20 protein-coding genes and 1 pseudogene are annotated in these 21,264 nt (G+C 68.4%); 4 read left to right on the top strand and 17 right to left on the bottom strand.

The features are described 5' to 3' along the window. The 7 genes from ABT245_RS25005 to ABT245_RS24975 all read right to left on the bottom strand — a co-directional run bounded on the left by ABT245_RS25005 (position 1) and on the right by ABT245_RS24975 (position 6,350). Positions 1-684, bottom strand: coding sequence for a response regulator (locus tag ABT245_RS25005; RefSeq protein WP_351737130.1), 684 nt, complete (start codon positions 682-684; stop codon positions 1-3). Between the two features lie 396 nt (positions 685-1,080). Further along, positions 1,081-1,749: a potassium-transporting ATPase subunit C gene (locus ABT245_RS25000; RefSeq protein ID WP_351737128.1), complete on the bottom strand. Its 669-nt coding sequence runs from the start codon at positions 1,747-1,749 to the stop codon at positions 1,081-1,083. Between the two features lie 5 nt (positions 1,750-1,754). Beyond that, positions 1,755-3,854 carry a potassium-transporting ATPase subunit KdpB gene (gene kdpB, locus ABT245_RS24995; RefSeq protein ID WP_351737126.1) on the bottom strand — a complete coding sequence of 700 codons (2,100 nt, stop codon included), beginning with the start codon at positions 3,852-3,854 and terminating at the stop codon, positions 1,755-1,757. A gap of 95 nt (positions 3,855-3,949) precedes the next feature. Then, the gene (gene kdpA / locus ABT245_RS24990; RefSeq protein WP_351737124.1) at positions 3,950-5,611 is read right to left on the bottom strand and encodes a potassium-transporting ATPase subunit KdpA; all 1,662 of its coding nucleotides are present in this window, start codon (positions 5,609-5,611) and stop codon (positions 3,950-3,952) included. 8 nt (positions 5,612-5,619) lie between these two features. Then, entirely contained in the window at positions 5,620-5,709 is a 90-nt protein-coding gene (gene kdpF, locus ABT245_RS24985; RefSeq protein ID WP_009326374.1) for a K(+)-transporting ATPase subunit F, read from the bottom strand. Continuing rightward, entirely contained in the window at positions 5,706-5,846 is a 141-nt protein-coding gene (locus tag ABT245_RS24980; protein ID WP_351737122.1) for a hypothetical protein, read from the bottom strand. The genes kdpF and ABT245_RS24980 overlap by 4 nt, the downstream gene beginning before the upstream one ends. A gap of 114 nt (positions 5,847-5,960) precedes the next feature. Next, positions 5,961-6,350, bottom strand: coding sequence for a hypothetical protein (locus ABT245_RS24975; RefSeq protein ID WP_351737120.1), 390 nt, complete (start codon positions 6,348-6,350; stop codon positions 5,961-5,963). Between the two features lie 156 nt (positions 6,351-6,506). On the opposite strand from ABT245_RS24975, the gene ABT245_RS24970 reads away from it, so the two are divergent. Then, on the top strand, positions 6,507-7,217 hold the full coding sequence (locus tag ABT245_RS24970; RefSeq protein WP_351737118.1) for an LLM class flavin-dependent oxidoreductase: 711 nt from the start codon (positions 6,507-6,509) through the stop codon (positions 7,215-7,217). A gap of 50 nt (positions 7,218-7,267) precedes the next feature. Next, positions 7,268-7,483 carry a hypothetical protein gene (locus ABT245_RS24965; RefSeq protein WP_351737116.1) on the top strand — a complete coding sequence of 72 codons (216 nt, stop codon included), beginning with the start codon at positions 7,268-7,270 and terminating at the stop codon, positions 7,481-7,483. A 330-nt stretch (positions 7,484-7,813) separates the two neighbouring features. Here the strand turns inward: ABT245_RS24965 and ABT245_RS24960 are convergent. The 8 genes and pseudogenes from ABT245_RS24960 to ABT245_RS24920 form a co-directional block, all read right to left on the bottom strand. Continuing rightward, positions 7,814-8,074 (bottom strand): annotated as a pseudogene (locus ABT245_RS24960) (transposase); the annotation flags it as partial. Positions 8,075-8,337: 263 nt separating this feature from the next. Next, entirely contained in the window at positions 8,338-9,006 is a 669-nt protein-coding gene (locus tag ABT245_RS24955) for a hypothetical protein (RefSeq protein ID WP_351737114.1), read from the bottom strand. Further along, positions 8,984-9,439 carry a hypothetical protein gene (locus ABT245_RS24950; protein ID WP_351737112.1) on the bottom strand — a complete coding sequence of 152 codons (456 nt, stop codon included), beginning with the start codon at positions 9,437-9,439 and terminating at the stop codon, positions 8,984-8,986. Before ABT245_RS24950 ends, ABT245_RS24955 begins: the two co-directional genes overlap by 23 nt. Before the next feature lie 11 nt (positions 9,440-9,450). Beyond that, complete coding sequence (locus ABT245_RS24945; RefSeq protein WP_351737110.1) at positions 9,451-11,856, bottom strand: glycoside hydrolase domain-containing protein; 2,406 nt, start codon at positions 11,854-11,856, stop codon at positions 9,451-9,453. A gap of 528 nt (positions 11,857-12,384) precedes the next feature. After that, entirely contained in the window at positions 12,385-12,924 is a 540-nt protein-coding gene (locus ABT245_RS24935; protein WP_351737108.1) for a hypothetical protein, read from the bottom strand. Continuing rightward, positions 12,915-13,487 carry a hypothetical protein gene (locus ABT245_RS24930; RefSeq protein WP_351737106.1) on the bottom strand — a complete coding sequence of 191 codons (573 nt, stop codon included), beginning with the start codon at positions 13,485-13,487 and terminating at the stop codon, positions 12,915-12,917. Before ABT245_RS24930 ends, ABT245_RS24935 begins: the two co-directional genes overlap by 10 nt. A 470-nt stretch (positions 13,488-13,957) precedes the next feature. Next, positions 13,958-15,298 carry a class I SAM-dependent RNA methyltransferase gene (locus ABT245_RS24925; RefSeq protein WP_351737104.1) on the bottom strand — a complete coding sequence of 447 codons (1,341 nt, stop codon included), beginning with the start codon at positions 15,296-15,298 and terminating at the stop codon, positions 13,958-13,960. Positions 15,299-15,778: 480 nt separating this feature from the next. Then, on the bottom strand, positions 15,779-17,827 hold the full coding sequence (locus tag ABT245_RS24920) for an APC family permease (protein ID WP_351737102.1): 2,049 nt from the start codon (positions 17,825-17,827) through the stop codon (positions 15,779-15,781). A 390-nt stretch (positions 17,828-18,217) separates the two neighbouring features. On the opposite strand from ABT245_RS24920, the gene ABT245_RS24915 reads away from it, so the two are divergent. Beyond that, positions 18,218-18,889 (top strand): potassium channel family protein, encoded by a 672-nt coding sequence (locus ABT245_RS24915; protein WP_351737100.1) that lies wholly within the window; start codon positions 18,218-18,220, stop codon positions 18,887-18,889. Continuing rightward, positions 18,889-19,560, top strand: a complete 672-nt coding sequence (locus ABT245_RS24910) for a potassium channel family protein (protein WP_351737098.1) — start codon at positions 18,889-18,891, stop codon at positions 19,558-19,560. Before ABT245_RS24915 ends, ABT245_RS24910 begins: the two co-directional genes overlap by 1 nt. Positions 19,561-20,072: 512 nt before the next feature. On the opposite strand, the gene ABT245_RS24905 is transcribed toward ABT245_RS24910, so the two are convergent. Both ABT245_RS24905 and ABT245_RS24900 read right to left on the bottom strand, forming a co-directional pair. Continuing rightward, positions 20,073-20,840 carry a DUF3159 domain-containing protein gene (locus ABT245_RS24905; RefSeq protein WP_351737096.1) on the bottom strand — a complete coding sequence of 256 codons (768 nt, stop codon included), beginning with the start codon at positions 20,838-20,840 and terminating at the stop codon, positions 20,073-20,075. 3 nt (positions 20,841-20,843) lie between these two features. After that, positions 20,844-21,242: an OB-fold nucleic acid binding domain-containing protein gene (locus ABT245_RS24900; protein ID WP_351737094.1), complete on the bottom strand. Its 399-nt coding sequence runs from the start codon at positions 21,240-21,242 to the stop codon at positions 20,844-20,846. Between the last annotated feature and the right edge of the window lie 22 nt (positions 21,243-21,264).

Here is a 21,264-nt window from a genome sequence, read left to right as displayed (position 1 = left end):
TCATCCCTCGAAGCGATAGCCCATGCCGGGCTCGGTGATCAGATAGCGCGGGTGGGAGGGGTCCGCCTCCAGTTTCCGGCGCAACTGCGCCATGTACACCCGTAGATAATTGGTCTTGTTGCGCTGCGAGAGGCCCCAGACCTCCTGGAGGAGATGCTTCTGCGTGACCAGCCGGCCGGGGTGCGTCACCAGGATCTCCAGCAGCTGCCACTCGGTCGGCGTCAGCCGCACGTCCCGCCCGTCCCGTACGGCCCGCTTGGCGAGCAGGTCGATGCTGAAGTGCTCCGTCTCGACGAGGGTCGTATCGCGCACGAACGGCGTGTCCTCGGTACGGCGGGCGGCGGCCCGCAGCCGGGCCAGCAACTCGTCCATGCCGAACGGCTTGGTCACATAGTCGTCGGCGCCGGCGTCGAGCGCGGCGACCTTCTCCTCGGAGGCCTGCCGCGCGGACAGGACCAGGATCGGCACCCGGGTCCAGCCACGCAAAGCCCTGATGACGTCCACGCCGTCCATGTCGGGCAGGCCGAGGTCCAGCAGCACCACATCGGGCTGACGCGCGGCGGCGAGCCGCAGGGCCGTGGTCCCGTCGGGGGCGGCGTCCACGCCGTAGTGGCGTGCTTCCAGATTGATGACGAGGGCCCGTACGAGCTGTGGGTCGTCCTCCGCCACCAGCACCCTGGTCATGGGCGTGTGCCTTTCCTGTCGTCGCCGGGCCGGGCAGTCGCCCCCGCGCTCTGGACGCCGGCCGGCATCCGGCGGCGCGCACCCCGGCGCGGGGCAGATCGCGGCCGCCCGTCAGGTCCCCGCCGAGGGGACCGCGCAGCAGCGGGCCGGCCGTCAGGGGCCGCGTGCAGCCACCGCGCAGCACGCCGACGCCACGGACCGGGCCGGGCGCGAACCGCCCGGGCCGTGACGACCGCGGCCAGGCCGGCGGTCGGCACGGCGCCGGCAGTCCCGCGGCGGCCGGTGAGGCGGCCGGGGTGAGCACCGGACGCAAGGCGGCCGGCTTCAGGACAGCGGGAGCCGACGGCCCGGGGCGCTCCCCCAGCCGTCGGCTCCCGTGTGTGTCGCGTAACCCCATCAGTGCTTCGCCACAAGGTCCTTGAGTGCAACGTTGAGTTCGAGGACGTTCACCCGGGGTTCGCCGATGAAGCCGAGGGTGCGGCCGCTGGTGTGGTCCTCGACGAGCTTGTCGACCTGGGCGACCGGGAGGCCGTTCTTGGCGGCGACCCGGTGGACCTGGAGTTCGGCGTAGGCCGGGGAGATGTCCGGGTCCAGGCCGGAGCCGGAGGAGGTGACGGCGTCGGCGGGCACCTCGGAGGCGTTGACGGTGTAGCCGGGCACCGAGTTGTCCTTGACGACCGCGGCCTTGGCGTCCTTCACCTGCTGGATCAGTACCTTGCTGTCGGCGGAGAGGTTGGTCGCGCCGGACAGGATCAGCTTGTACTGCGTGTTGAGGCTGTTGGTGCCGAGCCCGTTGGCCGGGCGGCCCTGGAACCACTTCAGGTCCGCGTCCGGGGTCTGCCGGCCCTTCTCCAGCGGCAGGTGGTACGACTGCCCGATCAGGGACGAGCCGACGACCCTGCCGTCCGCCGTGACCTCCGAGCCGTTCGCCTTGTCGTGGAACAGCGCCTGGGCCACACCCGTGACGACGAGCGGATAGATGACGCCGGTCACCAGGGTCAGCACAAGGAGGGCGCGCAGGCCCGCCCCGAGCAACCGGGCCGTGTTCGTAACCGAGTTGTTCATGGCGATCAGCCGATTCCGGGGATGAGGGAGAGGAGCAGGTCGATGATCTTGATGCCGATGAAGGGGGCGATCAGCCCGCCGATGCCGTAGACCGTGAGGTTGCGCCGCAGCATCTTGTCGGCGCTGACCGGCCGGTACCGCACGCCCTTCAGGGACAGCGGCACCAGGGCGATGATGATCAGCGCGTTGAAGACGACCGCGGACAGGATCGCGGAGTCCGGCGAGGACAGGCCCATGATGTTCAGCCTGTCCAGGCCCGGGTAGACCGCCGCGAACAGCGCCGGGATGATCGCGAAGTACTTCGCGACGTCGTTGGCGATGGAGAACGTCGTCAACGCGCCCCGGGTGATGAGGAGTTGCTTGCCGATCTCGACGATCTCGATGAGCTTGGTCGGGTTGGAGTCGAGGTCGACCATGTTGCCGGCCTCCTTGGCGGCCGACGTACCGGTGTTCATCGCCACCCCGACGTCCGCCTGCGCGAGGGCCGGGGCGTCATTGGTGCCGTCACCGGTCATCGCGACCAGCTTTCCGCCCGCCTGCTCCCGCTTGATCAGCGCCATCTTGTCCTCGGGCGTGGCCTCCGCGAGGAAGTCGTCCACCCCGGCCTCCTCGGCGATGGCCCGCGCGGTCAGCGGGTTGTCACCCGTGATCATGACGGTCTTGATGCCCATGCGGCGCAGTTCCTCGAACCGCTCCCGCATCCCCTCCTTGACCACGTCCTTGAGGTGGATGACACCGAGGACGCGGGCGCCCTCGCCGTCGTGGACCGCCACCAGCAGCGGCGTACCGCCGGCCTCGGCTATCCGGTCGGCGATCTCCCCCGCGTCCTCGGCGACCGTGCCGCCGCGCCCTTCGACCCAGGCGGTGACCGAGCCGGCCGCACCCTTGCGGATCATCCGGCCGTCGACGTCCACACCCGACATCCGGGTCTGCGCGGTGAACGCGATCCACTCGGCCCCGGCCAGCTCTCCCTGGTGGCGCTCCCGCAGGCCGTACTTCTCCTTCGCCAGTACGACGATGGAGCGGCCCTCCGGTGTCTCGTCGGCCAGCGAGGAGAGCTGGGCGGCGTCGGCGAGTTCGGCCGCGGTGGTGCCGTGCACCGGCACGAACTCGGCGGCCTGCCGGTTGCCGAGGGTGATGGTGCCGGTCTTGTCCAGCAGCAGCGTGGAGACATCACCGGCGGCCTCGACCGCACGACCCGACATGGCCAGCACATTGCGCTGCACCAGCCGGTCCATGCCCGCGATGCCGATCGCGGACAGCAGGGCACCGATGGTCGTCGGGATCAGACACACCAGCAGCGCCACCAGCACCACCATCGACAGATGTGTGCCCGCGTAGGAGGCGAACGGCGGCAGCGTCGCACACGCCAGCAGGAACACGATCGTCAGCGACGCCAGCAGGATGTTCAGCGCGATCTCGTTCGGCGTCTTCTGCCGGGCAGCGCCTTCGACCAGGTTGATCATCCGGTCGATGAAGGTCTCGCCCGGTCTCGTCGTGATCTTGACGACGATGCGGTCGGACAGCACCTTCGTACCGCCCGTGACCGCCGACCGGTCGCCGCCCGACTCACGGATCACCGGAGCCGACTCGCCCGTGATCGCCGACTCGTCGACCGAGGCGACACCCTCGACCACATCCCCGTCGCCGGGGATGACGTCGCCGGCCTCGCACACCACCAGGTCACCGATCTTCAGGCCGGTGCCCGGCACCCGCTCCTCGCGGCCCGCGCTCAGCCTGCGGGCGACCGTGTCGGTCTTGGCCTTGCGCAGGGTGTCCGCCTGCGCCTTGCCCCGGCCCTCCGCGACCGCCTCCGCGAGATTGGCGAATACCACGGTCAGCCACAGCCAGACGCTGATCGCCCAGCCGAACCAGTCCCCGGGATCTGTGAAGGAGAACACGGTGGTCAGCACGGAGCCGATCCACACCACGAACATCACCGGAGACTTGGCCATCACCCGTGGATCCAGCTTGCGGAAGGCGTCCGGCAGGGACCTGACGAGCTGCCGGGGATCGAAGAGGCCGGCGCCGACACGTCCTTCGGCGGGCTTGTGCCCGGTGGGTACGTCGCTGTGCGGCGCCCGGGTCGGAGTGACAGTGGACATCGAGCCCTCATGCTTCTCTGTACGAGTGGTCATCACGTCTCGACGGGTGGTCTTCATGTCCCGGCGGGTGGTCTTCACGTCTCGGCGGGCGGTCATCACGCCAGCCCCTCGGCCAGCGGACCCAGCGCCAGGGCCGGGAAGTACGTCAGACCGGTGATGATCAGGATCGCGCCCACCAGCAGACCCGTGAACAGGGGCTTCTCGGTGCGCAGGGTGCCCGCGGTGACCGGGACGGGCTGCTGCCCGGCGAGCGAACCGGCCAGCGCCAGCACGAACACCATCGGCAGGAAACGGCCGAGCAGCATCGCGAGCCCGGTCATGGTGTTGAACCAGTCCGTGTTCGCGTTCAGACCGGCGAAGGCGGAGCCGTTGTTGTTCGCGGCGGAGGTGAAGGCGTACAGAACCTCGGAGAACCCGTGCGCGCCCGGGTTGAGCATCGAGTGCGGCGGCGTCGGCAGCGCCATGGACGCCGCCGAGAAGACCAGCACCAGGGCCGGAGTGATCAGGATATAGACGGCCGCCAGCTTGATCTCACGCGAGCCGATCTTCTTGCCCAGATACTCCGGGGTACGGCCGACCATCAGACCCGCGATGAACACCGCGATCACCGCCATGACCAGCATGCCGTACAGCCCGGAACCGACACCACCGGGCGCGATCTCGCCCAGCATCATGCCCAGCATGGTGATGCCGCCGCCGAGGCCGGTGAACGAGGAATGGAACGAGTCCACCGCGCCGGTCGACGTCAAAGTGGTCGACACCGCGAAGATCGACGAACCGCCGACCCCGAACCTGACCTCCTTGCCCTCCAGCGACGCGCCCGCCGCCTGAAGCGCCGGACCGTGATGCGCGAACTCCGTCCACATCATCAGCGCGACGAAGCCGACCCAGATGGTGCCCATCGTGGCGAGGATCGCGTACCCCTGCCGCACCGAACCGACCATCACACCGAACGTACGGGTCAGCGAGAACGGGATCACCAGGATGAGGAAGATCTCGAAGAGGTTGGTGAACGGGGTGGGGTTCTCGAAGGGGTGCGCACTGTTGGCGTTGAAGTAGCCGCCGCCGTTGGTGCCCAGTTCCTTGATCACCTCCTGGGAGGCGACCGCACCCCCGTTCCACTGCTGGGAGCCGCCCATGAACTGGCCGACCTCGTGAATGCCGGAGAAGTTCTGGACCGCCCCGCAGGCGACCAGCACCACCGCGGCCACCGCGGCGATCGGTACCAGGACACGCACCGTGCCCCGCACCAGATCGGCCCAGAAGTTGCCCAGCTCGCCGGTGCGGGCACGGGCGAAGCCCCGCACCAGCGCCACCGCGACAGCGATGCCCACGGCGGCGGAGACGAAGTTCTGCACCGCGAGACCCGCGGTCTGCACGACATGGCCCATCGTCTGCTCGCCGTAGTACGACTGCCAGTTCGTGTTCGCCACGAAAGAGGCGGCCGTGTTGAACGACTGCGCCGGGCTGACGGAGGAGAAACCGAGCGAACCGGGCAGCACACCCTGGAGACGCTGCAGCAGATACAGGAACAGGACACCGACCGCGGAGAAGGCCAGCAGGCTCCGCAGATACGCCGGCCAGCGCATCTGGGTGTCGGGGTGGGCACCGATCCCCTTGTAGATCCACTTCTCGACACGCAGATGCCTGTCGGAGGAGTAGACCCGGGCCATGTAGGTGCCCAGGGGGACATGGACCAGCGCAAGCGCGCCTATCAGCGCCAGCAGCTGCAGGACAGCGGCGAGTTGGGAACCCATGGCGCGGCTCAGAACCTCTCCGGGAAGATCAGGGCGAGGACGAGATAACCCAGCAGGGCGACGGCCACGACCAGTCCAACGACGTTCTCGGCGGTCACAGCTTCGTCACCCCCCGGGCGACAAGGGCCACCAACGCGAACACCGCGATCGTGGTGACGACGAAGGCCACATCGGCCATCGCGAACTCCTGGAGTGAGGTGCGACAGAATCGGACAGATAGAGGAAACCGCGCCATCGACCGAATCCGACCCCGCGTTGACGACCCCCATACGGCACCCACCGCACCCTTGACGGGCCCCTTACGCCCGTCGATCACCCCAAGGGGACACGAGGTCCAGGCGGGAGCCCGTCATGCCTCCTGTTTCGCTGAGGTGATCACCGCCGAAACCACCGCCGTCGCCGCCAGGCTCCCCATCGTGACCAGCCCCACCCCGATCATGAACAGCCCACTGGCGTCGTCCGACCAGTCGTAGTAGGCGGCGGCGGTGAGCCCCGCCGTGGTGCCGAGCACCGCACCGACGATGTGCCGCCGGGACGCCGCCCAGCACACCGCCGCCAGCAGGGTCAGCACCAGGCCGATCACCTGCCATGCCTCGTACGGCCCGGTCTCCGTCCCGTCGGCTCGCACATCACGAGCCTGGTCCCAGCCCAGCCAGGCCGCCCACACCGCCGACGACACCCCGGCGAGCACGAGAACCGACAGCAGCTGGGGAAGTGGTTTCCGCATTCCTTGACCCATGCCCCCAGCGTTTCCGCAAGCCCGCACCACCGCCCAGAGCGCAGCTACTCAACTCCGCCCGAGTACCTCAGCCGTGCGCAGACCGACCCGCACCGGCCACGGCCATGCTTCGGGCCTCAAGTTCATGGAACCCGAACCGCTGGGGATGAGAGCACCATGACGAAACACGAAGGCGCGATCGGCGTCATCATGCCGCGCGACATTCCGGCACCGGACATCGTCCCGTTCGCCCGACGCGCGGAGACACACGGCTTCGACGAGCTGTGGGTGGCGGAGGACCTCGGCTACCGGGGAGGACTGACCCAGGCGGCCACCGTCCTCGCCGCCACGACCCGGATCCGCGTCGGCGTCGGACTGCTGCCGGCCGCCGCCCGCAACGTGGCCTTCGCCGCGATGGACATCGCGGGCCTCGCCCAACTGCATCCCCACCGCATCGACATCGCCGTCGGCCACGGCATGCCGGCCTGGCTGCGCGGCGTCGGCGCATGGCCCAAGAGCCCCCTCACCCTCCTGAGCGAATACATCACCGTCCTCAAGGCGCTGCTGAGCGGCCGACCCGTCCACCACGACGGACAGTACGTACGCATCGACCCTCTGCGTCTCCACGAGAGCGCCGTACCGGCCGCGGTCCCCGCCGTCCTGGCCGGCGTGCGCGGCCCCAGATCCCTGGCCGTGTCCGGCGACGTGGCCGACGGCACCCTCCTCGCGGAACCGGTGACACCCGCCTACGTACGAGAAGCCCTCAAGCACATCGCCCCAACCCGCCCGCACCGCCTGGCCGCCTGGCCGCCTACAACATCGCGGCGATCGACGACGACCCCGCCGTCGCGCTGGCGGCCGTCCGCCCCGCCCTGGACGTCGTCGTAGAGCCGGACTGGCGGCCGCACATCGCCCCGCTGCCCTTCCACGACGACCTGGTGTCCCTGCGCTCGCGCTGCGCCGACCCCCAGGAGTTCACCCGCTCCCTGCCCGACGAATGGGTCCGCCAACTCGCCGTGGCGGGCACGCCGCAGCAGGCCCGGTCCAGGCTGGCGGACTTGTTCGACGCGGGCGTCACCAGCGCCGTACTCACTCCCCTGGGCCCCGACCACCTGGCGTCGCTGGACGCGCTGGCGGCCGTGCTCCAGGCGTAATGCCCTGCGAGGTCAGGTACCCGGCCGGCGGGGAGCCGGTCTTGCCGGTCAGGCCGCGGAACCGGCTGTAGGTGGCGGCCGGCTTGGGCGAACCCCAGGTGATCTGGGCCAGAGCCCGCAGCGGGGCCCTGATGCGGGCGAACACCTGCTCCGGCGCGACGGAGTTGTCACTGTCGGACCAGATCGCCATCTGCGCGCCGCGCAGGCGCGGACTGTCGGCCGGGACCGTCAGGCTGCCCTCACCGAAGGCGAACCGGTTGACCGCGAAGTCGTCGTAGATGGTCGCGGGATCGGGGTACGAGTCGTCGTCGGTGACGCCGTACAGGACTCGTTGGCCCGCTTCAGCTCGGCGTTCTCCTTCTTCAGAGCCTTGAGCTGGGCAGACTCCTCCGTCGTCGTCCCCGGACGCTGCCCCGCGTCGATCTCGTGCTGCTTCACCCAGTTCCGCAGCGTCTCGCGGGAACCGATACCGAGCTTGTCCGCGACCGCCTGCAGGACGGCCGTCTCGTTCGGGTAGTCGTCGCGCACTTCGGCGACCATGCGCACCGCACGACGGCGCAGCTCAAGCGGGTAACGGGAGGGGCGTGCCATGACTCAATCCTTACATGGAATTGAGCCTCCACCTGACCCGGAGCGGTTCAGGGCCACCCTTGCCGAGGGACTGGCCGCATAGATCGTCTCCACGCTGCGAGGGAATTGACAAACTCCAAGTCACCACCACAACCTGAGATCTCTACCGAACCCAAGGCGGTTCAGGGAACACCGGCACTGGTCTCATACGCCTCTCTGAAGCGACTGTCGACCCTCCGCTTCCGTGCCACAAAGCCCCGCTCTGTAGCACGGAAGCCGCGCGGCTACCTGGTCTTCGCGGCCTTCTTGGAGCGCCTGATCCGTGCCGGTTCAAAGGCGTCGATGGCCCCGGCCCCCCGTCCAGGCGTCTCGTGCCAGTCGAGGATTCGGTCGGCGAGAGCCTTCAGACGAGGATCTCCGGGACGGACGGCAATCTCGAAGTGTGACTGCTTCACGGGCTTGAGCTCGCCGCCCCACGCGACGACGCCCTCGCAGTCGGCAAGGATGTCTGCCACGACGGTCCGGTCAGCCTCGCCCATGCCCGTGTTCTTCACGTCTGCGCCGAGGGGGTAGTACAGGGGACGGATCGCTAGGGCCGTGCCGGACAGGTAGTTCGACTCGAAGGCCGCGGCGACCTGGGGGCGGTTCGTGTATCCCTTGAGATCGCCGGCTCTGAGCATGTCGATTTCGTAAGCGTACCGGCGGGCGACGTACAGCAGGACTGTCGCGACATCGCCCTTCGCCAGAGATACCTCGACGTTGGTGCCTTCGACTCGGTGCTTCGGCGCGCTATCGAGGATGGGCCAGTCGTTTTGTGACTTGGGCTTGCTCCAAGTGCGCTCCTTGACGCTAGCCGAAGCTGCCTGCGCGGGGATGGAGGAGGTGAGCGCTATCGCCGCGCCAGTTCCCAGTCCGAGGCCGATAGCCCGCCTACGCGTCAAGCTTGTGGTCATGAGACGCCCTTCTGTGCTTGGAACGATGGATGAGTATCAAGGTGAAGCAGACGGCGGCGCAGGCCAGACCTGCGCAGAGCAGGGGGGTAGTCCAGAACGACACGTCGTTGGTGCTGTAACCGCTGCTCCAGTGGCAAGTGATGGACGGGGGGAAGCCGTGGACCTCTGCTGAGGTCAGGCTGTAGTCCCGTCCGCTGTCCATATAGGAGCCGCTGGCGGTCTTTGTTGCGCAGAGGTCGAGTGGGTTGGTGTAAGCGAGGCCGTAGTAGGTGCCGGCCCCGTAGGCAGCAAGTGCTACCGAGGTGCTGATGGCCGCCAGCCGGGCTGCCCGTGAGGGCTTTCTCCGGCTGACCCACAGCGCGTACGGAAACACGCCGACGATGAACAGCAGGAGAGTGATGACGGGCGGGCCGAATAGCGCGAAGAGTGACATGCCTGCTGACGCTACTTCCCACTGAGAAGCTTCTGCTGATTGGCTCGGTACTGGGCCCGCCGCAGTGTCTCTGTGGAGGCATGCTGCACGAGGTTGTCGCCGAAGGCATTGCACCAGGCGTTCAGCTCGTCAGCCGGGAGCAGGTGGGGCATAAGCGTGGGGACACCGCCGAACTTCTGAATGAGGGCGATGCGCCCGCCTACCAGGATCGCGCCGTCCGCGCTGGTGGGCTCGTCGGTGAGGATCTTCTTCGCCTGGCCGGCGGCCTCACTGATGGTGCCGCCGAACCGCTGGTTGACGTAGTCCCGGAACCGGGTGAGACCTCCGCTGCCCTGATAGTGGTCCCGGACCGCTTCGACAATGGTTTTCCCGCCACGCACCGCCTGGGCAATGAGGTACCCGTCGGCGTCCTCGACCAGGTCGGTGAAACCGAAGGTGGACACGACCCCGATCTTGCCCATCTTCTCGTTGATGTAGGTGGAGCCGGAGGCGTAGGAGTCGTGGTCACGGCGCCACTCGCCGTACAGAGTCATCAGGTCGCCGCCCCAGCCGGCGACGTCGCCGAGGCTGATGTCTCCTGTGGGGTTGGGCTTGACGAACTGGCCGTTCGCCGTGGCCATCAGGTGCTCCACGCCGAGATCCTGGGCGGTGAAGGGGTCCTTGAACTCCGACCAGATACTCATGTTGCGGTTGTTCGCATATGCGACAAAGCCGGCGTCCGCCTTCCCGATCATCGCCCCCCACTGAGCGTCGTTGTAGGCGTCGCTGCGGAGGTACTCCATGACGAGCTGGTTCGGATTGCCCTTGCCGTACGCCTCGGCCAAGTCATAAATGGACTGGACGTAGTTGACGAACTCGTCCGCCGGCGACGACGGCCTGTTGACGCTGCTTTGCGCGGGGTCGGAGCCGATGCGGTGCGCGTCTCGGTCCAGCCAGAACGTGTCCGTTCCGTTGGTGACCTGGTACTCCTTGATCTGGTTGAACGACCAGTTCGCTGGCAGGGGGTAGCCGAGGTTGCCGGAGAAGCCCCAGGACATGCCAGAGACGAACGAGTACCGGGCATAGGTCTCCTTGGTGACTTCCGCGCAGACGTGTCGGGAGCCGTAGACGCCGTGCACGTATCGTTTGCCCATGCTGCCGAGGCCGGACGCGACGCCCCGGAAGTACTCGAGGATCTGGGGCATGTCTGCGTCTGTGGCGTCGTAGTCGACAGCGAAGTAGATGATGGTGCCTCGGTTGAACCCGAAGTGCACGGCCTGGTTGTGGGCCTTCTGTGCGTGGGCGTAGCCGTTGCCCCAGTAGTACTCGTCCAGCGTTCTGCCGTTGTCCTGGAAGATCGGGAACACGCGCAGGCCGCCGTCGAAGATGTTGGCGAGTTCACCTTCCTCGAGCATCTTCGATCCGCCGCCGGCTGATGCCTCGTTCAGGTACCTGCCGACGTATAGATAGCCATCGCTGTACATTTTCGCGGCACGTGACGCGGTAATGGTGTAGGCAGTGTCGGACGCCGTGACAGGTCTGTCCGGGTCGCCCATCGACACCAGGAGCTGGGCCCACGTCGCGTAGTCGCCTCGGCCATTGGCCGCGAGCTCGGCGAACCGCTGGAATATGGTGACGAACGTGGTCAGGTTGCTGTCGAACGTCGTTTTGAAGACGGTGTTGGTCTGCACGGTGTCACCATCCGCGTTGACGGTGACGATCGGCTGGTTGAAGACACATGCCGCGGAGAACAGCTGGACGAAGATGCCGGAAGAGCCCTCGGAGACGATGGCCTTGGACTTGAGTCCCGCCTGCGTTCCGGGGCCGAAGTTGCCGGTAGCATCCGTCTCGGCGATGCCGATCTCCAGCTGAATAGCCTTCATCAGGTTCTGCTGGACGTTGCGGGAGTAGTGACCGTCGGCCGGGCCGATGTCGACGGTCTTCTTCGTCCAGTACCGTCCATTGAGCCACTGCTGAATGGACCGGACTTCCTCTGAACCGCCTGCGGTGAGCACATAGGCGTCCATGTTCAGGAGCGCCTTGAACACCTTGGCTTGAAGAGTGCCGGACTGGGACAGGCCCATGTCTCCCTGCATCTTCTTGACCGCAAGCTCGATGTCAGGGTCATAGTAGCCGGTGTCGTTGTAGCCGCCGGTATAGCCCTTGCAGAAGAGCCCGTACCGGATGATCTTTACGATGTTCTCGTTCTTTGCCCACCCGCTGCTGAGTTCACCGAGTGCAGCGAGTTTGGCTAAGGTCCCGTCACCGAAGTTGGCCACCACGGGGCTGATGCCGAGTTCCTTCTGGAGCCCCATCGTGAGCGCATACATCGTGGACCAGCCGGTCTGACCGTTTTCTGGGCACTTTTCGTAGCCGGAGACGCTGCCGTAGGTCGAGTTGACCCACTTCTGGGCTTCGAGAACCTTTTCATCCGCCATGCTGTGTTCCTTTCGGTGCGGGCGCCGGAACGACGCTGTGATCGGGTCGGACTCCGGGTGGTGAAGTGGCTTCAGCGCCGCAGTACTTCGACAGGCTGGATGCGACTGGATCGCCAGGACGGGTACAGGCCGGCGATCAGGCCCGTGCCGAGTCCTATGGAGGGTGCCGAAGCGAGGGTCAGCAGGTCGAGTACCGGCGTCCACTTGTTGTGGAGGGAGTCGGCACCCAGAGCACGGCAAAGTCCAAAGCCGAAACGATCACCCGGAATCAAGCCGGTGGATCCGGGCTCAGCCAAATGTCACACCCCGAACAGGCCTCGGAAATCCACAGTAAGCGGCCGACCGCTCTCGTCGGTGAGCAGAAGGAAGTACAGCCCATGGGCCTTGTATTAGCCGCTGTAGTTGCGGCGGTTGTGCCCACCGGTGCGGCGCCGGGTGCGGATCAGCGTGCAGTCGAGCAGGACGATGCGGCTATGGTGGATCTTTCTTGACAGCGCCTCCTCGGGCCGGTAGACGCCGCGTCCCGATTCAGTACTGCTCCATCCGGTCGACGTAAATCTTCGGGTGCTGCGGAATGGGCCCGAGATGGACGCCGCCAACAGTGCTGGTCTGGCTGTCGCTGCCATGGGCAGGCACATCGGTCAGGCGGTAGGTGTTCGAGGCTACCCAGTCGACGCCGTTCCCGACGCTGATCTCGATGTAGTAGTTGGCGCTGTCCTTGGTGTCGTTGCGCACGGTGACCGTGGTCTGCACGCCGTCGGCCTCCGGGGTGGCGGACACCTTCAGGTTGCCGTAGAAGAGCACCTTGGTGGCGCCGTCCTGCGAGAAGGAGGGCGTCGGCTCGGCGTCCTCCGCCGGTTCCCCGGAGGTGGCGACGGCAGACGGCGTGTCCGGCCGCGCCGACGGAGAGACCACCGCGGTCGGCGTCTCAGGGGGGCGGGCGTTGTCCTCCCCGGCGCCGCAACCGGTTGTCAGGAGCAGTACGGCGAGGCCGGACATGCCCCGGCCCTTCCACGGTGTGGCCGGGCCGGGGCGGAGCGGGCGGGACGGGAGGTGCGTCAGTTGCATGTTCCGACGCTGAGGTAGTTGTCGACCAGGACCTTGCCGGTGGCGTCCTCCATGTAGGAGTACGCCTGGCCGCAGTAACCCTTGCTCTGGTAGACGGGACCGGCGTACTGGGAGAAGGCGCCGAAGTCCTCGGTGTCCGCGGTGGCGGTGTAGTTGTCCTTGAGCCGGACGCCCATGTAGTGCGTGATGCCGGTGTCGTTGAAGAACACGGCGCAGATGGGCCGGTCGTACAGGGTGTTGCTACCGCTGTAGGTGCCGTTCCACCACGTGTACGCGGTGCCGTAGGTGCCGTACCGCGCGGCGCTCACCGAGATGGTGTAGCCCGATCCGCACACGTTGGCGGCGGCGACCGCGGCGGCGGTGTCGGCCTTCAGTACCTCTTCGGTCCCGCTCGCGGCTTTGGCGGCGACACTGAGACCGCCCGTCCCGCTCACCGCGGTGGACTGCGCGGCCAACGGCTTTGCTTCGGAACGTGGTTGATCCTGGGAGGCCGCGCCCGCGGGCGCGGCGACGGCCCCGACGAGAGCAACAGCGACCAGCGAGGCACGGATGGCCAGGCCCATGGAGTCTCCTTGCTGTGACCGGAGTTGGCGATCGGACACGAACGCGCCCCAGCGTCGCCCAGGAATGATCCCGCCTTCAAGGGATCTTCACGCAATGACTCCATGGAGGCGATCATTGGCCGAAACATGACATCGATGTCACAGCTGACCGAGATGGGGGCGCGACTTCACCGCTGTCGGTCCGCTCTCCCGCCCGCCAGCAGGGAGGAGGGCGCCGAGGTTGTGATCGGCGGTGGCCGGCTCGGCGGGGAGGCGTACGACCTCTGGCCGAACTGAGCATGACTGTTTGACACCAGAAATCTCCGGCACCCCTGCCTCGCGGACTTCCCCAGGCCAGCTGACCAGCGACGCAACACACCTGACACCCCATCAGAACGAGCGTCAAATGAGCGTCACGAGCGTCATTTCAGCGTCAAGATATTGCCCGTAACGCCCGCACCGCACATAATGCGCACGGACAAAACCGCAGGTCAGGAGCCCTTCGCGGCCGGTTCGAGGATGGCGACACACTCCACATGATGCGTCATCGGGAACAGGTCGAACGCCCGGAGTGTCCGGACCCGGTATCCGGTTTCGCGGAAATAGCCCAAGTCCCTTGCCAGGGCCGCCGGATCGCAGGCGACGTAGGCGATGCGGCGGGGGGTGAGGGAGGCCAGGTGGGTCACCGTCGCACGGCCCGCGCCCGCGCGGGGCGGGTCGAGGACGACGAGGTCCACCTCGGTGATCCCCGTGCGCGGCAGGACGGACTCGACCTTGCCCTGTTCGATGCGCACGCGCGGGAAGTCCGCGAGGTTGTGGCGGGCGTCCTCGACGGCCCGCTTGCCGGACTCGATGCCGAGCACCGCGCCCTTCTCGCCGAGCCGGTCGGCGAGGGCGCCGGCGAAGAGGCCGGCACCGCAGTACAGGTCGAGGGCCATCTCGCCCTTGCGCGGCAGCAGGCCCTGCATGACCGCGGTCACGAGGGTGTCCGCCGCCTTCGGGTGGACCTGCCAGAAGCCGCCGTTGCCCACCCGGTAGGTGCGGCCGTCCGCGCGTTCACGGACGAAGGGGCGGCCGTGGACGCGGTGCACGCCGCCGGACTTCTCGTCGATCCTGAGCACCGAGACCGGCTTGTCCAGCTCCACCAGGGGCAGCCTGGCGCCGGGACGCGGCGTGAGGATCACCTGGCGGTCCCCCGAGCCCGTCGCCGCGATCGCCTCGACCGACGCCATGCCGGTCCAGTCGCGCTTCTCGACGCCGAGTTCGTCGACGCCCTCGGCCGCGATCATGCAGTGGTCGATCCGCTCCACCTCGTGCGAGCGGTGCCGGCGCAGCCCTGCGTGCCCCTCGGCGTCGACCGCGTACTGCACGCGGGTGCGCCACCGGGGCACCTCGCCCGCCGGGAGCTTGTCGCCCTCGGCCGGCATCACCGTGCCGTCCCAGCCGGCCTCCTCGGGGGTGAGGCCCGCGAGGCGCCGCAGCTGCTCGGCAACGACCTCGCCCTTCAGCCGTCGCTGGGCGCCCGGCTTGGCGTGCTGCCAGTCGCAGCCGCCGCAGCGGCCCGGTCCGGCGTAGGGGCAGGGCGCCTCGACGCGGTCCTTGGCGGCCTCCAGGACCTGCACCGCGTCCGCGCGCAGGAAGCGGGCGCCCTCCTCGCCCTCGGTCACCCGGGCCACCACCCGCTCGCCGGGCAGCGCGTGCCGGACGAACAGCACCTGGCCCTCGGCAGTACGGGCGATGCAGTGGCCGCCGTGTGCGACGGGGCCGATCTCGACCTCGTACTCCTCCCCCACGAGGGACCCCGCCTGCGACTTCTTCGGTTCTGCCTGCATGGCGGGGTGACTCCAGATCGAGGGAAGGGGGAACGGCCCGCTCGGGGCCGACGACAGCCCACCAGTCTACGTGCTCCCACACCGCCCCAGTCCCGGCACCGGGCTCCCACAACCCTCCCGCCACCGACGCCGGGCCCATCCCCGCACAGCCCCGACGCACACCTCCCTAACCCGTCGGCACAGCGCCCCTCAGCCCCCACCCTCAGCCACCGACGCCAGACCACCCCCACACAGCCCCGACGCACACCTCCCCAGCGTTCAGCCCGGCACCGGGCTTCCCCAGCGCTCAGCCTCTGCACCGGGCTTCCCAGCCCTCAAGCCCTCAAGCCCTCAAGCCCTCAGCCCCGAGGCCGTGCTCCCCGGTACTGAGCCCCGGCACCGCGCCCCTCGCCCTCAGCCCCGGCACCGCGCCCTCGCCTCGCCCCCCAGCCCCGACACCGGCCCTGCGAGCCCGGAGGGCGCCGTGTCGGAGGCTCGCGTTCAGTTTCCGGTGCTCGGTTCCTTCGGCCGTTGCTCCGCCGGGCCGCGCCGCACCGCGCCGGGCGCGTTCCACTCCTGCCGTTTGCGGGCCCGGTTCCTGGCCGCCTCGGAGGACTGGAGCTGGTAGGGCACGGAGGTCACCATGACACCGGGCGTGAACAGCAGCCGCCCCTTGAGACGCAGGGCGCTCTGGTTGTGCAGCAGATGCTCGTACCAGTGGCCGACCACATACTCGGGAATGATCACGGAGATCGCGTCGCGCGGCGACTCCTTGCGCAGGCTCTTGACGTACTCGATGATCGGCCGGGTGATTTCCCGGTAGGGCGAGTCGAGCACCTTCAGCGGCACCTCTATGCCGCGCCGCTCCCACTCCTCGCGCAGCACCTTCGTCTCCGCCGGGTCGACGTTGACGGTGAGTGCCTCCAGGGTGTCCGAGCGCATCAGCCTGGCGTAGGCCAGCGCGCGCAGCGTGGGCCGGTGGATCTTGGAGATCAGGACGATCGAGTGGACCCGGGACGGCCGTACGCTGTCGTCGCTCGGGCCCTCGGGGGCCGCGATCTCCTCGGCGACACGGTCGTAGTGCCTACGGATCGCGGTCATCGTCGCGTAGAAGATCACCATGCCGAGCAGGGCGACCCAGGCGCCGTGGGTGAACTTGGTGACGAGGACGACGACCAGCACCAGGCCGGTGAAGAAGGCGCCGAAGGTGTTGATCGCCCGGGAGCGGATCATATGGCTGCGCCGGGCCGGGTCCCGCTCCACCGCGAGGTGCCGGTTCCAGTGCCGGACCATGCCGGTCTGGCTGAGCGTGAAGGACACGAACACGCCGACGATGTACAGCTGGATCAGCCGGGTCGAGTCGGCCCCGTAGACGACGACCAGCAGGGCGGCGGCGCCCGCGAGCAGCACGATGCCGTTGGAGAAGGCCAGCCGGTCGCCGCGGGTGTGCAGCTGGCGCGGCAGATAGCGGTCCTGGGCGAGGATCGAGCCGAGCAGCGGGAAGCCGTTGTAGGCCGTGTTGGCGGCCAGGAACAGTACCAGCGCGGTGGCCGCGGCGAGTACGACGAACAGGAAGCTGCCCTTGCCGAAGACCGCCTCGGCGACCTGCGAGATCACCGGGTTCTGGACATAGCCGGAGCCGAGCGCCACGCCGTTGTGGAGCAGGTCGGCGGCGGGGTTCTCGGCCATACGGACCTTGGTGGTCATGGCGAGGGCGATGATGCCGCAGAACATCGTCACGGCGAGCAGGCCCATCATGGCCAGGGTGGTCGCCGCGTTCTTCGACTTGGGCTTGCGGAAGGCCGGGACACCGTTGGAGATGGCCTCGACGCCGGTCAGCGCGGCACAGCCGGACGAGAAGGCGCGCAGCAGCAGGAAGATGAGCGCGAAGCCGGCGAGGCCCTGGTGCTCGGCCTTGATGTGGTAGTCGGCGGTCGGCGCGCGCATCGTGTCACCGAGGACCAGGCCCCGGAACGCACCCCACACGATCATGATGAACACGCCCGCGACGAAGACGTACGTCGGGATCGCGAACAGCGTGCCGGACTCCTTCACCCCGCGCAGGTTCATCAGGGTCAGCAGCACGATCACGGCGACCGCGCACAGCACCTTGTGCTCGACCACGAAGGGGATCGCGGAGCCGAGGTTCTCGATGCCGGAGGAGATGGACACGGCGACGGTCAGGACGTAGTCGACGAGCAGCGCACTGGCGACCGTGAGGCCCGCCTTGGGGCCGAGGTTGGTGGTGGCGACCTCGTAGTCGCCGCCGCCGCTCGGGTAGGCGTGCACGTTCTGCCGGTAGGAGGCGACCACCGTGAACATCAGCACGACGACCGCGAGCGCGATCCAGGGGCTGAAGTGGTAGGCCGACACGCCCGCGATGGACAGGACCAGCAGGACCTCCCCCGGCGCGTAGGCGACGGAGGACAGCGGGTCGGAGGCGAAGACGGGCAGCGCGACCCGCTTCGGCAGGAGCGTTTCACCCAGCCGGTCGCTGCGCAGCGCGCGCCCGATCAGGATCCGTTTGGGCACGTCGGTCAGTTTGGACACGACAGAGGATCGTAAGGCTTCGAACTGGCAACCGCCCACCTGCCGTCCCAGATCTGCCTCATGAGTGAACTCCGGGGCGGAGGGAACTTCGGATTCCGTGGGCGGCGCGTCCTCCGTGCCCAGCCGGCTGACCCCGCCTGTCGCCGCACCTCGGAGGTTCCGTGTCCGCGACCGCAGAGCTGGTCGGCGCCGCCGCCTCGCTGGTCGGCCTCGGATTCCTGACGCTGCCGAGCGTGCGCAGCATCACGCGCCGCTGACCGCGGGCGGGCTTGCGCGGGGGGTGCCCACCCCGGACGGCGCGTGTGTAGCTTGAGCGTCGGTCTGAGACCCTGAGGGGGCTGACCCCGATGGGGTCGAGCAGTCACTTTTCTGGACATCGGAAGGACGGTCGTGCACATCGTCATCATGGGCTGCGGCAGAGTGGGCTCCGCCCTCGCCCAGACCCTGGAGCAGCAGGGGCACACGGTCGCGGTGATCGACCAGGACCCCACGGCCTTCCGCCGGCTGGGCCCGGGATTCGGCGGCCGCCGGGTCACCGGGGTCGGCTTCGACCAGGACACCCTCCGGGAGGCCGGCATCGAGGACGCCGGCGCCTTCGCCGCCGTGTCCAGCGGCGACAACTCGAACATCATCTCGGCGCGGGTGGCCCGTGAGATGTTCGGCGTGGAGAACGTCGCGGCCCGTATCTACGACCCTCGCCGCGCCGAGGTCTACCAGCGCCTGGGCATTCCCACCGTGGCCACGGTCCGCTGGACGGCCGACCAGATGCTGCGCCGGCTGCTGCCCTCGGGTGCCGAACCGCTGTGGCGCGACCCCACCGGTGGCGTCCAGCTCGCCGAGGTGCACACCTCCCCGGCCTGGGTCGGGCACAAGATCAGCAGGCTCCAGGACGAGACGGGGGTCCGCGTGGCGTTCCTGACCCGTCTCGGCGAGGCGATCCTGCCCACCTCGCAGACGGTGTTGCAGGAGGGCGACCTGGTGCACGTGATGATGCGGACGGACGACGTCGACAAGGTCGAGGCGGCGTTCGCCGAGGGTCCCGAAGAGGAGGTCGGTCACTGATGAGGGTCGCCATTGCCGGTGCCGGCGCGGTCGGCCGCTCGATCGCGGGCGAGCTGCTGGAGAACGGCCACGAGGTCCTGCTGATCGACAAGGCGCCGACCGCGATCTCGGTCGAGCGGGTCCCGCAGGCGGAGTGGCTGCTGGCCGACGCCTGCGAGATCACGTCCCTGGACGAGGCCGCGTTGCAGCGCTGCAACGTGGTGATCGCCGCGACGGGCGACGACAAGGTCAACCTGGTCGTGTCCCTGCTGGCGAAGACGGAGTACGGCGTGCCGCGCGTCGTGGCCCGGGTGAACAACCCGAAGAACGAGTGGCTGTTCAACGAGGCCTGGGGCGTCGACGTCGCCGTGTCCACCCCGCGTCTGATGTCCGCGCTGGTCGAGGAGGCGGTGAGCGTCGGCGATCTGGTACGGCTGCTCCGCTTCAGCCACGGCGACGCGAACCTGGTCGAGCTGACCCTGCCGGAGGAGTCGGCCCTGGCCGGCACCCAGGTCGGGGATGTGGAGTGGCCCGAGGACACCTCGCTGGTCACCATCATCCGCGGCACCCGCGTGCTGGCCCCCTCCAAGGAGGACTCCCTGGAGCCGGGTGACGAGCTGCTCTTCGTGGCCGCCCAGGCCCGCGAGGAGCAACTGGAGGACCTGCTGTCGGTACGCCGCGACGACGACTGAGCACGGCCGAACCCGACCGAGCACACCACAGGGGGCACCCGAAAGACCCCGGGTGCCCCCTGTCCATCGGCCACTTCAGCCACACCCTCGCCGCATCGAGGACTTCGGCTGCCGCGCCGCCACATCAGGGACTTCGGCTGCCGCGCCGCCGCGCCAGGGACTTCGACTGCGACTGCGCCGCGTCGGGGGCTTCGCCCAAGCCCTCGCCGTGCCGGGGACTCCGGGCACACCCCCGCCGTGCCGGAGACTTCGACTGCGCCCCGTCGCATCGAGGACTTCGGCCGCGCCTTCGCCGAACCGGGAACTTCGGCCACACCCGCACCCCGTCGAGGGGTTTCGGCCACACCCCCGCCGCATCAGGGACTTCGACTGCACCCCCGCCGCGTCGAAGGCTTCGGCCACACCCCGCCCCGTCAGGGACTTCGGCTGCACCCCCGTCACATGGGGGCTCGGCGACACCCCGCCCCGTCAGGGACTTCGGCCACCTCCTCGCCGTATCGGGAGGGCTTTCGCTATGTCTCGCGGCGGTGTCGGCCGGCCGTGGACTCCTCGCCGCGCTCCGCGGCTGCCGCCGCGGCCTTTCGCTCCTCCTCGGCCCGCTCCTCGGCCTCCATCTCCGCGAACACGTCGATCGGCGCGGGCGCCTTCGCGAGGAAGACCCAGGTGAGCCAGACGGCGAGCAGGAACGGCGGGATCTTCAAGGTCACCAGGACCCAGCCGAGCTGGGTGGTGTCCGCCCACCAGTACAGCGGGAAGAGGATCATGCACTTGCCGAGCAGGATCAGCCCCCATGCCCAACTGGCCTTGGCGTACGCCTTCTTGCGGCCGGGGTTGCGGGTGCGCCAGGACAGGTTCTCCTTGAAGACCGGGCCGAGGATCAGTCCCATCAGGGGCACACCGGCGAGCGTCGTGACGATGTACGCCAGGGACAGGCCCAGGGTGTAGAGCATGCCGGGGAGGTAGAAGTCCTTGGCGTTGCCCGTGAACATCGCGAACACCACGCCGAAGGCCACACCGAAGACACCGCTGAAGGCGTGCTTGACGGTGTCCTTCATGGCCAGCCGCACCACGAGCAGGACCAGCGACACGGCCAGCGCGGCGATCGCGGACCAGTGCAGGTCCTTGTTGATGGTGTAGATCGTGACGAAGAGGAGTCCGGGCAGGACCGTCTCGACCATGCCTCTGACACCACCGAACGCCTCGAAGAGCGCGGCCTCGGTCACCGCCCGGGCGTCGTCGTGCTGAGTGGTGTCTTCGGTCGGCTTGTCGAGTGACGTCACCGGCTACTCCCGTCCGAGGGGTCTCAGTTCGTACTTCGGGTTGAACAGCACCCGGCGGCCCCGGCTCATCGAGATCCGGCCCGATGCGATCAGCCTGCGCCCCGGTTCTATGCCCACGATGGAGCGCCTGCCCAGCCACACCACGTCCAACGCGGCGGAACCGTCGAACAGCTCGGCCTCCAGGGCCGGGACTCCGGCGCGCGGGCGCAGCGTCACCGTGCGCAAGGTACCAGTTACCGTGACGATCTGCCGGTCCTGGCAGTCGCCGATCCGTATACAGCCGGCCGTCTCGGTGTCCTCCCGCAGCTCCTCGGACTCCAGGTCCTCCTGGGACGAGGAGAGCCGGCCGAGCATGCGCCGGAACCGGCCCACCGGCTTCTCGGAACGCGGAACAGCACTCATATCAGAAGCCTACCGGGGCCCA

This window comes from Streptomyces sp. NPDC001508, assembly GCF_040298665.1.
Taxonomy (GTDB): Bacteria; Actinomycetota; Actinomycetes; order Streptomycetales; family Streptomycetaceae; genus Streptomyces.
Note: the sequence above shows the minus strand (reverse complement) of the source record. Positions and strands in the feature narration are given on the sequence as shown.